Origin of the sequence: Proteus vulgaris, assembly GCF_016239305.1 — a bacterium.
Classification (GTDB): Bacteria; Pseudomonadota; Gammaproteobacteria; order Enterobacterales; family Enterobacteriaceae; genus Proteus; species Proteus vulgaris_C.
Genome location: NZ_JAEHOQ010000008.1, coordinates 45011 through 58572 on the forward strand (window position 1 = coordinate 45011; position 13562 = coordinate 58572).

The 13562-nt window shown below is 40.8% G+C and carries 16 protein-coding genes; 11 read left to right on the forward strand and 5 right to left on the reverse strand.

Features of this window, described 5'->3' with window-relative positions; translation table 11 throughout:
• Positions 1-10: 10 nt before the first annotated feature.
• On the reverse strand, positions 11-310 hold the full coding sequence (gene flgM, locus JEP40_RS07670; RefSeq protein WP_036935733.1) for a flagellar biosynthesis anti-sigma factor FlgM: 300 nt from the start codon (positions 308-310) through the stop codon (positions 11-13).
• Positions 311-803: 493 nt separating this feature from the next.
• Positions 804-1460: a flagellar basal body P-ring formation chaperone FlgA gene (gene flgA, locus JEP40_RS07675; RefSeq protein WP_166539684.1), complete on the reverse strand. Its 657-nt coding sequence runs from the start codon at positions 1458-1460 to the stop codon at positions 804-806.
• Positions 1461-1669: 209 nt separating this feature from the next.
• Here flgA and flgB point away from each other — a divergent pair, with 209 nt between their 5' ends.
• From flgB to flgL, 11 genes are all read left to right on the forward strand, one after another.
• Positions 1670-2080, forward strand: coding sequence for a flagellar basal body rod protein FlgB (gene flgB / locus JEP40_RS07680; RefSeq protein WP_006533174.1), 411 nt, complete (start codon positions 1670-1672; stop codon positions 2078-2080).
• 10 nt (positions 2081-2090) lie between these two features.
• Entirely contained in the window at positions 2091-2495 is a 405-nt protein-coding gene (gene flgC / locus JEP40_RS07685) for a flagellar basal body rod protein FlgC (RefSeq protein ID WP_023581815.1), read from the forward strand.
• A gap of 12 nt (positions 2496-2507) precedes the next feature.
• Positions 2508-3338, forward strand: a complete 831-nt coding sequence (locus tag JEP40_RS07690; protein ID WP_198623068.1) for a flagellar hook assembly protein FlgD — start codon at positions 2508-2510, stop codon at positions 3336-3338.
• A gap of 27 nt (positions 3339-3365) precedes the next feature.
• A complete protein-coding gene (flgE, locus tag JEP40_RS07695; RefSeq protein ID WP_198623069.1) occupies positions 3366-4586 on the forward strand; it encodes a flagellar hook protein FlgE in 1221 nt (406 codons plus the stop codon).
• Between the two features lie 21 nt (positions 4587-4607).
• Entirely contained in the window at positions 4608-5363 is a 756-nt protein-coding gene (locus JEP40_RS07700) for a flagellar basal body rod protein FlgF (RefSeq protein ID WP_198623070.1), read from the forward strand.
• Between the two features lie 19 nt (positions 5364-5382).
• The gene (gene flgG / locus JEP40_RS07705; RefSeq protein ID WP_072068525.1) at positions 5383-6165 is read left to right on the forward strand and encodes a flagellar basal-body rod protein FlgG; all 783 of its coding nucleotides are present in this window, start codon (positions 5383-5385) and stop codon (positions 6163-6165) included.
• 62 nt (positions 6166-6227) lie between these two features.
• Positions 6228-6971 (forward strand): flagellar basal body L-ring protein FlgH, encoded by a 744-nt coding sequence (locus tag JEP40_RS07710; RefSeq protein WP_166539687.1) that lies wholly within the window; start codon positions 6228-6230, stop codon positions 6969-6971.
• A gap of 14 nt (positions 6972-6985) precedes the next feature.
• Complete coding sequence (locus tag JEP40_RS07715; protein ID WP_198623071.1) at positions 6986-8092, forward strand: flagellar basal body P-ring protein FlgI; 1107 nt, start codon at positions 6986-6988, stop codon at positions 8090-8092.
• Positions 8092-9078, forward strand: a complete 987-nt coding sequence (gene flgJ, locus JEP40_RS07720) for a flagellar assembly peptidoglycan hydrolase FlgJ (RefSeq protein ID WP_198623072.1) — start codon at positions 8092-8094, stop codon at positions 9076-9078. Before JEP40_RS07715 ends, flgJ begins: the two co-directional genes overlap by 1 nt.
• 117 nt (positions 9079-9195) lie before the next feature.
• Positions 9196-10839 (forward strand): flagellar hook-associated protein FlgK, encoded by a 1644-nt coding sequence (flgK, locus tag JEP40_RS07725; RefSeq protein WP_198623073.1) that lies wholly within the window; start codon positions 9196-9198, stop codon positions 10837-10839.
• Positions 10840-10870: 31 nt separating this feature from the next.
• On the forward strand, positions 10871-11815 hold the full coding sequence (gene flgL, locus JEP40_RS07730) for a flagellar hook-associated protein FlgL (RefSeq protein WP_198623074.1): 945 nt from the start codon (positions 10871-10873) through the stop codon (positions 11813-11815).
• Positions 11816-11907: 92 nt separating this feature from the next.
• Here flgL and JEP40_RS07735 read toward each other — a convergent pair whose 3' ends face one another.
• From JEP40_RS07735 to fliR, 3 genes are all read right to left on the reverse strand, one after another.
• Positions 11908-12393 (reverse strand): GNAT family N-acetyltransferase, encoded by a 486-nt coding sequence (locus JEP40_RS07735; RefSeq protein ID WP_198623075.1) that lies wholly within the window; start codon positions 12391-12393, stop codon positions 11908-11910.
• Complete coding sequence (locus JEP40_RS07740) at positions 12381-12647, reverse strand: DUF1778 domain-containing protein (protein WP_198623076.1); 267 nt, start codon at positions 12645-12647, stop codon at positions 12381-12383. The genes JEP40_RS07735 and JEP40_RS07740 overlap by 13 nt, the downstream gene beginning before the upstream one ends.
• Before the next feature lie 131 nt (positions 12648-12778).
• On the reverse strand, positions 12779-13561 hold the full coding sequence (gene fliR / locus JEP40_RS07745) for a flagellar biosynthetic protein FliR (RefSeq protein ID WP_198623077.1): 783 nt from the start codon (positions 13559-13561) through the stop codon (positions 12779-12781).
• Between the last annotated feature and the right edge of the window lies 1 nt (position 13562).

A 13562-nucleotide genomic window follows, 5' to 3' on the forward strand; every position in this document is an offset into this window, starting at 1 on the left:
CATTAAAATATTATTGAGTTATGCTTTCAGCAGCTTCACGGAAAAGAGCATCCGCAATTTTACCGCTGTCCATGGTTAATGTTCCGTTGGCAATTGCTTCTTTTAAGCGAGCAACTTTCTCAACGTTAATGTCTTTGTTTCCAGGCTGAACAAGTTTTTTCTGCGCTTCACTTAATTTAACCGAAGTGTCACCTGTTGCAGTTTTTTGTTCAGTTGTTCCCGATTTACGTGAACCCTGTGTGACTTCACCTGGGTTACGTTGTGCAATTGCGTTAATCGGGAGCAGTGGATTTGCGCGTTCAATACTCATAGGAAAATCCTTTGTTAGGCATCAATTAATAGTCAGATGAAGCCATTGTAAAACAACCTATGTGTTTTCGCCTATCATCTTGTTTCTTTATATCGGCTGTAGAATCAAAAACTTTAATCTTACTATTACTCGTCATACTTCGAGCCGTAGCGTTGTTAACTGCATTCACTCACACTAGTCCCATTACTCGTCATACTTCAAGCCGTAGCGTTGTTAACTGCATTCACTCTCACTAGTCCCATTACTCGTCATACTTCAAGCCGTAGCGTTGTTGACTGCATTCACTCTCACTAGTCACATACTTATGTATGCTCCTAGCGATTCATTCATTTGTCGCCTAGCTACAACTTGAATTATTTAGAGTAAAAAATGTATGCAAACACCGTTTTTGTTCAAATTGTAGCGCAAGAGAGTTTACCTTGGCTTGCCGTAACTGAAACGGGTAACAAGCAATTCAATATAGGCTTATTCTGCTTATCAGCTTTTTAATTTATTAAAGAGGGATGCGAACAGAGCCATTTTCAAGTGCTTCACCAGTGACGATTTGGCCTGACTTTACTCTTACTCGGATCGTTTCATTGGCAACGGCGTTGTTTACAGCTTTACCCTCATAACGGATCTGAAAGTGAGGGCCTTGTGCAAAGACTGTTACTGTTTGACCCGCCAGTATTGCCCAAGGGCGACGAACCATGGTTGATGTTAAGGGTTTACCTGCGGATATTTGTCGCATCGCAATAGCATTTTTAATTAATGCGGGATCTCGCAATACATCATAAGGCTGTTTTTCTAACTCGCCTGTTGTCATGCTGACAGCAGACGTTTCAATGATATCATCACGATTAATGTCTTTTTTCGCGATTAAATATTCACCATTAACGCTAACATCAACTTGAATAAAACGACGTTGTTTATCACATTGAATGGGAATCGAAAGACGACCCCAATTACGAGATCCTGCGTGGCGTTGGATCTCTTGTGTTTGACAGACTGGCCATTTCTCTTCAGGTGTTAAAACGGTGACTGTCACTTTATCGCCTTGTTGATGAAGCGCGACAAAGAAATCTTGTAGTTCTTCAGGGAGTGATTTAGCAATGCTCACATTCACCATAAAGAAAAAAGAAAACAGACCGATAAGAGTTTTAACTAACATAGTTTGAATCACCTTACAGAGTTGATGCTAATTGTGCATTTGTACTTATTTAGCCAGCACAGTGTACATCGTCTTTACACGCCTTAAACGCATAAATAGCAATCCAATTTACGCCTATTCCTCCAATCATCTTTTTTTTGAGCGTTTATTCTGTCAACTGAAATTGTTTTATCAGCTGAGGTAAGTGGCTTAGCCACGAAGGATAGAAGATGCTCGATAAATTAGAAAATACGTTTCATTTTCAACAAGAAGCGCTCTCAATACGTAATAAACGCCAAGAAATTCTTGCTGCGAATATCGCTAACGCAGATACCCCAGGCTTTCAGGCTCGTGATATTGATTTTGCTTCTGAATTGAAAAAAACCATTGAAAACGGACGCACTGGCAGTCATGGCATGCAATTAGCGATGACATCAGAGCGCCATATCCCAATCAAACCTGGTTACCGCTTAGAAGCGGACTTGTTGTATCGCGTACCTCATCAAACTGCGATGGATGGTAATACCGTGGATATGGATATGGAACGTAGTAATTTTGCTGACAATAGCCTTAAGTATCAGGCTGATGTGACATTTATTAATTCGCAAGTTAAAAGCATGATGGCTGTATTGCAACAGTAAGGTAAAGAGCATGTCTTTATTTAGTATTTTCGATATTTCAAGTTCAGCACTTTCAGCGCAATCACAACGTTTAAACGTGAGTGCCAGCAATATGGCAAACGCCGACAGTGTAGCGGGTCCAGATGGCGACCCTTATCGTGCAAAGCAGGTTGTTTTTCAGGTAAATGCGCCCGCTGGTCAAGAAATTGGTGGTGTGCGTGTTACTGAGGTGGTGGATGATCCTGCTCCATTTCGTATGGAATATCAGCCAGGGCATCCTTTTGCTGATGAAAAAGGGTATGTACGTATGCCGAATGTTGATGTCGTGGGTGAAATGATTAATACCATCTCTGCTTCTCGTAGCTATCAAGCTAACGTTGAAGTCATGAACACGGCAAAATCACTGATGCAAAAAACACTGATGATAGGTCAATAGGGAGAATAAATTGTGGGTATTTCCTCCTCAATGAGTGAACCTTATGATAATACCATTATCGGGGATGCACCTTCTTCATACCATACGAAAAAAGGTGGTAGTGATGATATTAAAGGGAATTTCCTGACACTTCTCATCACTCAGATGAAAAATCAAGACCCAACAAACCCAATGCAAAATAATGAGTTAACATCTCAGTTAGCTCAAATTTCGACCGTTGAAGGTATCGAAACACTGAATAAAACAGTGAATAACATTGTTGGGCAAATTGATCAAAGTCAGGCGTTGCGAGCATCTTCCTTAGTTGGCCGTGGTGTCATGGTCTCTGGGAATAAAATTGTTGTCTTTCAGCCAACCGACGGTAAAGGTGAGACTGAAAAACCCGGTGATGGGGATGACACAATTCCAACACCTGATACTCAAAATGAAAAAACGCGTCAGCAAATGGGAACGTATAAAGCAGATGATACCGACCCAAATACCCCTGATAGTGAACACCTTTTTTCAACACCTTTTGGTTTTGAATTACTCAGTCCAACCGATTCTCTTACGATAAACATCACCAATGCGAGTGGTGTGACCGTTCGTACAATCAATATGGACAAAAAGATGCTACCGGATGTTTATAACTTCTCTTGGGATTGTACAGATGAAGATGACAATCCTGTTCCAACAGGAAGCTATAAATTTACCGTTAACGCCACGCTTAATGATGCTCAGGTCCCTGTTAAGACACTGAATTATGCGCTGGTGAATAGTGTGTCCATGGTGGATGGTGGTGCCCGCCTTGATGTTGGCTTAGGTAATACCGTTTCATTGGATGAAATTCGTCAGGTTCTTTAACTAACACATATTCAACTTGGAGGGCGCATGTCCTTTTCACAAGCAGTAAGTGGTTTAAACGCAGCAGCCGCTAACTTAGATACTATCGGTAACAATATTTCTAACTCCGCAACCTACGGTTTTAAAGGTGCGAACGTTTCTTTTGCAGACGTTTTCGCAGGTTCTGGTGCAGGTCTAGGTGTTAAAGTTGCAGGTATTAGCCAAAACTTTAAAGACGGTAGTATCACAACCACTAACCGTCCAACAGACGTGGCGATTTCTGGTGGTGGTTTTTTCCGTATTGAAGATCAAAACGGTGGCGTTTTCTATTCACGTAATGGTGAATTCGGTAAAGATAAAAATGGTTTCCTGACTAATATGCAAGGTATGCGTGTAACAGGTTACCCAGTACAGAACGTTGATGGTAAAAACGTGGTTCAAAAAGGGGCAACGCCATCACCAATCGTTATCCCTACCGATATGATGAATGCAAGTGCAACCGATAAAGTGGATATGACGGTTAACTTGAACTCAGCTGAAGAGATAATTGATCAAACGACGCATGCGTTTGATCCTAAAGATAATGACTCTTATAACTTCAGTACTAACGTAACAACTTACGATAGCTTAGGTAATGAACATAACTTGAACTTATTCTTTGTGAAAACAAAAGATAATGAATGGGAAGTTCATGCTCAAGACTCCACAACAGGTGAGCCTGCTCAAAATTTAGGCAAGTTAGTTTATAAAAATAACGGTGTATTAGACGAAACGGCAACCAGCATTAAAAATTTCACTACTGTGTCTTATAAAGGTTCAGAAACCATGGATATGGCGATGAACTTTACAGGCAGTACCCAGCAAAAAGTCTCTGAATCAAGCGTATCTAAATTAGCGCAAAACGGTTATCAAGCGGGTGAATTCACCAACTTCCGTATTGAGCAAGACGGCTCAATCATGGCGACCTACTCAAACCAACAAAGCCAAGTTGTCGGCCAAATCGCATTAGCTAACTTTGCAAATGCAGGTGGTTTAAGCTCACAAGGTGACAACATGTGGTCTGAAACTAACGGTTCAGGTTCACCAATCGTCGGTGTTGCTGGCTCTGGTGTATTTGGCAAATTAACCAATAACGCATTAGAAGCGTCTAACGTTGATATGAGCCAAGAGTTAGTCAACATGATCGTTGCTCAACGTAACTATCAATCAAACGCACAAACCATCAAGACTCAGGATCAGATCCTGCAGACTCTGGTTAGCTTGCGCTAATAACGCCGGAAATAATCTGTTATGGATCATGTGATTTATACCGCGATGGGCGGCGCCAGACACTCGATGGAAAATCAAGCTGTCGTGGCGAACAACTTAGCAAACGCATCAACGCCCGGATTCAAAGCGCAGCTTAGTGCAATGCGAGCCGTACCTGTCAATGGCGATACCTTACCAACTCGTACATTAACGGTAGCTTCAACGCCTGGTAGCGATCAGAGTCAAGGAACGATGAACTATACCGGCAGATCAATGGACGTTGCGTTAAGTGATAACGGCTATTTGGCTGTTCAGCTTGATGATGGCACCGAAGCTTATACCCGAAACGGAAACATCCAACGTAATGCGGATGGCATGTTGATGGTGCAAGGGCGTTTGTTAATGGGGGATAACGGTGCGATTGAAGTACCTCCTCAAGCAAATGTCAGTATTGCCAATAACGGTATTGTGACTGCGCATGTACCGACTGATCCGCCAAAAATGCTGGGTCAGATTGGTCGTTTAAAAATGGTAAAACCAGAGCAAAACGACTTAGTTCGTGGCGATGATGGGTTATTCCATTTATCACCAAAAGGAGCTGCGCGTGCTGGTGAGGAATTACCTGCGGATGATAGCGTGAAGGTGTTAGCTGGTGTGTTAGAAGGCAGTAATGTTAATCCAGCAGAAGCCATGGTCGATATGATAGCAAACGCAAGACGTTTCGAAATGCAAATGAAGGTTATTCATAGCGCTGATGATAATGCGCAACGAGCTAACCAATTGCTATCACTGAGTTAAATAGTGTAAGGGGAAAACCATGATCCGTTCTTTATGGATTGCTAAAACTGGGTTGGATGCACAACAGACAAACATGGATGTGATTTCCAACAACCTCGCGAACGTCAGCACCAATGGCTTTAAACGCCAACGTGCGGTTTTCGAAGATTTACTGTATCAAACAATTCGCCAACCGGGTGCGATGACTTCTGAACAGACCAATGCACCTTCAGGTTTACAAATTGGTACGGGGGTTCGTCCGGTTGCGACCGAGCGTCTGCATAGCCAAGGTAACTTAGCGCCAACAAACGGAACACGTGATGTGGCTATCAAAGGACAAGGTTTTTTCCATGTTCAGTTGCCTGATGGTACAGACGCTTATACCCGTGATGGTGCATTCCAAATGGACCAAAATGGCCAATTAGTAACAACCAGTGGTTTCCAAGTTGTACCAGCTATTATTTTGCCTGATACCGCAAAGAAAGTGATGATTGGTCGTGATGGTACAGTCAGTGTTGAGATGGAAGGTGATCCTGCGCCACAACAAGTAGGCCAATTGACACTCACTACCTTTATTAATGACAGCGGATTAGAAAGTGTGGGTGAAAACTTATACTTAGAAACCGCAAGTTCTGGTGCGCCAACTGAAAATGCCCCAGGTATCAATGGTGCAGGCTTGTTGTATCAGGGATATGTTGAAACCTCTAACGTTAACGTAGCTGAAGAGTTGGTCAATATGATCCAGACTCAACGTGCTTATGAAATTAACAGTAAAGCGATTTCAACGTCTGATCAGATGTTACAGAAACTAACGCAACTCTAATTTCGTTTGTTCATTAGCCTGACAGGGTTCCTGTCAGGCGTATTACTAAAAGAGTATCGAAGATGGATACAAAGGTCATTACTGACAATTCTGGGGCAAGAAAGCTTAGTGTCAGATGGCGTCGTCATCAACGTTTAGGTACCGCCCTGTTGGTACTGACACTGTCGGGATGCGCATATATACCCAAAAAACCGTTAGTAGAAGGTAATACAACTGCGGTTCCAACGGCACCAACAGCACCTGCACCTAATGGCTCTATTTTTCAGTCAGCTCAGCCTGTTTATTTTGGCTATCAACCTCTATTTGAAGATAGACGCCCTCGAAATATCGGTGACACGTTGACTATTACATTGCAAGAGAATGTGAGCGCAAGCAAAAACTCATCTGCGAATGCCAGCCGTAATGGTAAAGCCGGATTCCTTGCCGCGATTACGCCTGGATTCTTGGAAGGGGTATTTGGTAATAAACGTACAGATATGAGTATGGAAGGAAATAGTGACTTTGGCGGTAAAGGTGGCGCAAATGCGAATAATACCTTTAAAGGCACCATTACAGTGACCGTCGATCAGCTTCTTGCCAATGGAAACCTGCACGTTATTGGTGAAAAGCAAATTGCTATCAATCAAGGTACTGAATTTATCCGTTTTTCAGGTGTTGTGAATCCAAGAACTATCAGTGGAGCCAATACCGTAAATTCAACCCAAGTTGCTGATGCTCGTATTGAATATATCGGAGACGGTTATATCAATGAAGCACAGTCTATGGGATGGCTACAACGCTTCTTCTTAAATGTATCACCTTTTTAATGAGTAGGATCCAGATGAAAAAAATAGCGATGAGCCTTTTCTTTATCGTGATGACATGTGTCGGTTTTTCCGCCCATGCCGAACGGATCAGAGATCTCACCTCTGTTGAAGGGGTAAGAGAAAATGCGCTGATTGGTTATGGTTTAGTGGTGGGATTAGATGGAACGGGTGACCAAACAATGCAAACTCCGTTTACCACACAAAGTCTGAATAACATGCTCTCACAATTGGGGATCACCGTACCACCCGGCACCAATATGCAATTGAAAAACGTTGCTGCGGTGATGGTAACAGCAAAATTACCGCCTTTTGGTCGTACAGGGCAATCAATCGACGTCGTTGTTTCATCATTAGGTAATGCAAAAAGCTTACGTGGTGGTACGTTGCTGATGACACCACTCAAGGGTGTTGATAATCAGGTTTATGCTTTGGCTCAGGGTAATATTGTGGTTGGGGGAGCTGGTGCATCCGCAGGCGGTAATAGTGTTAAAGTTAATCAGTTAGCGGGTGGGCGTATTAGTAGCGGAGCGATTATTGAGCGCGAACTACCATCACAATTTGGTCAAACAGGTCTGTTGAACTTGCAACTGAATGAAGAAAACTTCACCTTGGCACAACATATCTCTGATAGCGTTAATAAATTAAGAGGTGTGGGTACCGCTATTCCTTTAGATGCTCGTACAGTTCAACTTCGTGTTCCTATTGGTAAAAGTGAACAAGTACGTTTCTTGGCTGAAGTTCAAAATCTTGAAATTAAACGAGTTATTGCAGATGCAAAAGTGATCATTAATGCAAGAACTGGATCTGTTGTTATGAACCGTGATGTGACATTAGGAAGCTGCGCGATCGCACAAGGCAATCTTTCTGTTACGGTTGATAGTCAAGTGAATGTAAGCCAGCCTAATACTCCATTTGCGGGTGGTAGCACTGTCGTAACACGTAATACTAGTGTGAATATGAGTGAACAAGGTGGCTCATTACAGCAAGTGAATGCAAGCGCAAGCCTAAATGAAGTGATCCGTACATTAAATGCATTAGGTGCAACACCGACTGATTTAATGTCGATATTGCAGGCAATGGAAAGCGCGGGTTGCTTACGTGCGAGACTGGAGATTATCTGATGAAAGATTTATCTCTGCTTTCTTCAATGCCGACGATGTCAGCGCCGGCATATGACAGTAATGCATTGAATAAACTTAAATATCAGGTCGGGCAAAATGCTGATCAACAAGGACTGCGCCAAGTGGCGCAGCAACTTGAAGGTGTTTTTGTTCAAATGATGTTAAAGAGCATGCGTGATGCAATACCTCAAGAGAGCATGTTTAATTCAGAAAGTACCAAAATGTATACCTCACTTTATGATCAACAAATCGCTCAAGACTTATCACAAAAAGGCTTGGGTTTTGCTGACATGATAGAAAAACAGCTTTCTGCAAAAGTTACGATGGATCCGAGCGAAATGGCGGGAAAAACGCCAATGCCATTAGATGGCAGTGATATTTTTCAATCTATGCCAACGCAAGCCTTGGGACAAATGTACCGTGCAATGCAGCCTTACCAAAATGCAATTGAAAGTACGATTGGCAAGCTTAAAGGATTATCTGAAAGCAGTGCTTCTTTTGCATCTAAACTATTAGGGCCTGCTAAACAAGCGACAGAAGGCACAGGTGTACACCATCTTTTAGTTGTTGCTCAAGCGGCGCTGGAATCGGGTTGGGGTAAACGTGAAATTCTAACGGGCGAAGGTAAGCCAAGTTATAACCTGTTTGGTATTAAAGCAGGAAGTAGTTGGAAAGGGCCGGTTACGAATATTATGACAACCGAAGTGATTGACGGTAAGCCAATTAAAATGCGTGATAATTTCCGCGTTTATGGCTCTTATGTTGAAGCCATTCAAGATTATCTCAGATTGATCACTGAAAGTCCTCGTTACGCTAAAGTGCCTCAAGCTCAAACCCCAGAACAAGCCGCTTATCGCATCCAAGAAGCGGGTTATGCTACCGATCCAGGTTATGCGAAAAAACTGGTTTCAATTATTGGTCAATTAAAAGGAAGTGGTGAGCAAGTTGCTAAAACCTATACTCACGATTTAAGCGATCTATTTTAATGCTTTCCCCTCAAGTTTAGAGGGGAAGTACCGATAATAAAGACCAGAGCATTCATTCCAACTTGCCAGCTATGCTCCGTGCATACGGGTGATGACTAAACGTAAAAGGATAGACAAATGTCCAACAGTTTAATTAATACAGCGATGAGCGGACTTAATGCGGCACAAGCTGCGATGAGCACTGTGAGTAATAACATCGCTAACCAAAATGTAAAATGGTACAACCGTCAAATGACTGTTTTTAATGAAAACAGCGGCACAATGACCGGTAATGGTTATATCGGTAATGGTGTTAATGTTAGCCGTATTCATCGTGAGTATAACGAATTTCTTGCCGGTCAAATGAACCGTGCAATGTCAAAACAAAGTGCACTTAATAGTTATACCCAAAATATCTCACAAATTAATGATTTGTTAGCAGATAAAGGGAATGATGTTTCAAGTGCTATTGACGAATTTTTTACCAGCTTACCAAATGTAACTAATAACGCAGAAGACAACCCTGCGCGTACAACGGTAATTGGTAAAGCAGAAGCAATGGTCAATATGTTTGCTAAAGCAGACCAATCATTGCGTGATCTAGAAAAAGATATTAATAGTCAGGTGACAAATACCTCTAAAAATATCAATGAATATACAAAACAGATCGCAAAACTAAATAACGAAATTAGTCGCTCTAAAGGCTTTAATGGCGCTGATCCTAACGACTTATTAGATCAACGTGATCGTCTAATTCAAGAACTAAACACACTGGTTGATGTTCAAGTGACTCAACAGGATGGTGGTTTTGTTAACGTCACATTTGCTAATGGTTTGCCATTAGTATCTGGTACTCGCTCTTATGAAGTTTCTGCTATTCCATCAAGTAAAAATAGCGAACGCCTTGTTATTGGTTATAGCAACGGTATTGATGAAGTTCGTGAAGTGGATGCAAAACGTATTAAAGGTGGCGAACTGGGCGGTGCTTATCGTAGTCGTGAAGAAGTGTTAGATCCAAGCCGTAACCAATTAAATCAATTAGCGTTAGTGTTAGGCGATCAATTTAATAAACAACATGAGCAAGGTTTTGATTTAAATGGCGACAAAGGTGAAAAATTCTTTGACCTTGGTGGCGCACATGTCATGCCTAACGGTAAAAATAAAGGCAATGCTAATTTTACTGTTGAATATACAGATACTAAAGAAGTGAAAGCGGCTGATTATACTGTTAAATATGACGGTAGTAAGTGGAATGTTACGGTAGAGCCGGGTGGTCGTAAAGTTAATGCCACATTTGATGCAAAAAAACAAGAACTGACCTTTGAAGGGATGAATATCAAAATCAATGGTACAGCACAAAAAGACGATTCTATTATTGTTCAATCTGTAGGTAATGTGATTGCAGATATGAAAGTGGCGGTAACTGATCCTAGTAAAATTGCAGCTGCTGGATCTAAAGATACTGGCCCAAGTGACAACGAAAACATGAAAAAATTGTTTGAGTTACCCGATGAAAAAATCATTGATGGTAAAACGACAATTGCGGGTGGCTATGGTTCACTGATCAGTATGGTCGGTAATAAAGTGAATACCGCTCAAGTTGACTTTGATGCTCAGGTTTCTATCACTAAAAGTATTGTCGAACAACAACAGTCTGTTTCTGGTGTGAACTTGGATGAAGAGTACGGTGAGATGTATCGCATTCAAGAATACTACATGGCAAATGCAAAAGTTATTCAAACTGCAAACAGTATGTTTGATGCGATTATGCAAGTTTTCTAAGTAACCCTTCATCAGAATAAGGAATATCACTGTGCGTTTAAGTTCAAATCAAATTTTTAGCCAGCGAGTGGACAATATCACCAGTTCACAAAGCAAATGGATGACTGAAGGAAATAAAATCTCCAGTGGTCGTCGTGTTGAAAAGCCATCAGATGATCCAATGGCGGCTTCTCAAGCGGTAATGGTGAAACAATCTGAATCTCGTAACCAGCAGTATGCGACAGCGCGTGGATTTGCAAAAAACAGTATGTCTTTGCAAATGAGCTTAGCAAGCCAAATGGTTAATATTACAACTAAAATCCAAGAAACACTGGTTGCCGCAGGTAATGATGCAACATTAAGTGATGAAGACCGTTCATCTTTGGCTGATCAATTACAAGGTTTAAAAGATCAGCTAGTAGGTATTGGCAACACAAAAGATGGTGTGGGTCGTTATATTTTTGCAGGTTTCCAATCAGATAAACCACCTTTTGTCGCTGATGCAACAGGTAAAATCACCTATCAAGGTGGTGATAAACAAATTACCCAAAAAGTAGATAGCAATATTGAAATGGTCACTAACTTCACTGGGATCGAAACATTACAATCTTCAGGTAGTAAAGGGACAGCTCCAGATATTTTTGAAGCATTAGATGGTGCTATCACTGCATTACGTGAACCTTTAACAGGTAAACCACAAGCTGATCGTGATGCAGCATTAGAAAAAATTGATGAAGCAAACCGTGTTAACCGTGCAACGTTAAATAACATTTCAAGTGTAGAAGCTAAATTAGGTTTACAACTTCAAGAGCTTGATAACTTAGATGATTTAGGTGCAGATACTTCTTTAAGAAATGCAAAACGTTTAAGCGAATTACGCGATTTAGACTGGACACAAGCGATTTCAGATTATTACCAAGAAGAGTCTGTATTACAGGCTTCTTATAAAGTCTTTAACGACATGAAAGATATGTCGATGTTCAAAATGTATCGCTAATTATTGCACTATAGCTTTAAACTATTTTGATATCTCCCCTGATATTGGTTTATCAGGGGATTTTTTTATTTATTAAATAAAACAAAGTAAACTTATTTTTTCAATGCTAAAAATAAGGTTCTTTCTTGAGTTGCAGAAGCTTTGAAACCATTATGAAGATAAAAATGTTTTGCGTTTTCAGTTAGAGCATGAACCATAATCGCTTTAACGCCAATATTTTCAGCAACATGATAACAACGCAAAACAGCATCCCTTAACAAATCAGCGCCAAGGCCTCGTCCATGGAAAGTTTTATCAACAGCAAGCCTAGCTAAAATAATCACTGGTATTGGGTCTGGCATATTGCGACGAATATGATTAATTGCCTCAGAGTGGTTAACACTACCTGTAGCTAAAGAATAGTACCCAACAACGTGTTTGTTATTTTTTTCACAGACGACGAATGTACGTGGCGCACCTAATAATTGGTTTTTTAAACCTCTTTGTTTTATCCAGTTATCTAATACACTTTCACTACTATAAAAATCAGCCACTTCATGTGAACTTAATAACGGCTCAGGTGCTGTTACTTTTCCCATAATGGTTTTCTTATTAATAACTTTTCAAGAGCAGGGTCAATATCAACCGGCGCGTCAATAATTTCTATAAATTCCGCATATTGAGCATCATTTAAATTAAAGGTTCTACGGTCTAAAATGACATCTTCAGCAGCTTGGCAGGCTGTCTCAAGAATAAAGTCAGTACGAGATTTATGGAGAATTTCAGCAGCAGTATCAATAAGTGCGCGTTGTGATTCTTTAGCGCGAATGTTGAGTTGGACATCAGATTTCATATCACGCCTCCTTGTATAGCAATTGGTATACGTTGATTGTAGAATAAATAAACAACATTGGCTACAAAAAGCGGATTTATTTTAATTGGATGGCTTAAAAATAAACAATGAAACGTTAATAATCTGAAACCTCAAGAAACCAACTGCTGCAATATCAATGTAATGCGATTAAACGTATCGCTAAAGACGCGCTCTGTAAATACAGGCAATGCAGGCATAATCATTGATAATGCTAACATACCAATAGTCAGCGTAAGCGGGAAACCAACCACAAAGACAGAAAGCTGTGGTGTCATACGGTTTAGAATACCTAATGAAAGGTTAAGAACGAGGAGTAGGGTGATTAATGGCATGGCTAGCATCATACCGTTAATAAATATTGAGCCACCACTTTGAACTAAAGTAAGAATACCCAATGAATTAAAAGTCTGATTTCCAATAGGAACTACATAGAATGTATCAACTAATATTGATATTAACCATAAATGACCATCAAAAACCATAAATAATAGCATTGTCAGCATATTAAAAATACGTGCCAAAATAGGCATATTAGGGCCACCTGATGGATCGACGAACGTGGCGAATGAAAGCCCCATTTGTAAACCAATCACTTCACCGGCATGACGAACAGAAGCGAATGCCAACTGCATTGATAACCCTAGAATTGTACCAATCAAAATTTGTTGCAACAGAACCCAAAAGGCAATAATCGAGAATAGAGGCACATTGCTTTGTGGTAAACCGGGTGCGACTAATGCGGTTATCAAAAAGGCGAGTGCAATGCGAAATTTCTTCGGTGTCTGCTTTTCACTAAATAGCGGTGCAGTACTAAACAGTGCAAGAATACGCACAAATGGCCAGAAAAAATCACTAATGTAGCCGTTAAGCATTTCACTGGTCAGAGTTATCATT

What these genes read in the sequence shown, in the direction of transcription:
- flgJ (WP_198623072.1), top strand. Translation starts at nt 8,092, where the DNA reads ATGAAAGATTTATCTCTGCTTTCTTCAATGCCGACGATGTCAGCGCCG.
- JEP40_RS07700 (WP_198623070.1), top strand. Translation starts at nt 4,608, where the DNA reads ATGGATCATGTGATTTATACCGCGATGGGCGGCGCCAGACACTCGATG.
- flgK (WP_198623073.1), top strand. Translation starts at nt 9,196, where the DNA reads ATGTCCAACAGTTTAATTAATACAGCGATGAGCGGACTTAATGCGGCA.
- flgG (WP_072068525.1), top strand. Translation starts at nt 5,383, where the DNA reads ATGATCCGTTCTTTATGGATTGCTAAAACTGGGTTGGATGCACAACAG.
- fliR (WP_198623077.1), bottom strand. Translation starts at nt 13,561, where the DNA reads ATGATAACTCTGACCAGTGAAATGCTTAACGGCTACATTAGTGATTTT.
- flgC (WP_023581815.1), top strand. Translation starts at nt 2,091, where the DNA reads ATGTCTTTATTTAGTATTTTCGATATTTCAAGTTCAGCACTTTCAGCG.
- flgE (WP_198623069.1), top strand. Translation starts at nt 3,366, where the DNA reads ATGTCCTTTTCACAAGCAGTAAGTGGTTTAAACGCAGCAGCCGCTAAC.
- JEP40_RS07710 (WP_166539687.1), top strand. Translation starts at nt 6,228, where the DNA reads ATGGATACAAAGGTCATTACTGACAATTCTGGGGCAAGAAAGCTTAGT.
- JEP40_RS07740 (WP_198623076.1), bottom strand. Translation starts at nt 12,647, where the DNA reads ATGAAATCTGATGTCCAACTCAACATTCGCGCTAAAGAATCACAACGC.
- flgM (WP_036935733.1), bottom strand. Translation starts at nt 310, where the DNA reads ATGAGTATTGAACGCGCAAATCCACTGCTCCCGATTAACGCAATTGCA.
- JEP40_RS07735 (WP_198623075.1), bottom strand. Translation starts at nt 12,393, where the DNA reads ATGGGAAAAGTAACAGCACCTGAGCCGTTATTAAGTTCACATGAAGTG.
- JEP40_RS07715 (WP_198623071.1), top strand. Translation starts at nt 6,986, where the DNA reads ATGAAAAAAATAGCGATGAGCCTTTTCTTTATCGTGATGACATGTGTC.
- flgA (WP_166539684.1), bottom strand. Translation starts at nt 1,460, where the DNA reads ATGTTAGTTAAAACTCTTATCGGTCTGTTTTCTTTTTTCTTTATGGTG.
- flgB (WP_006533174.1), top strand. Translation starts at nt 1,670, where the DNA reads ATGCTCGATAAATTAGAAAATACGTTTCATTTTCAACAAGAAGCGCTC.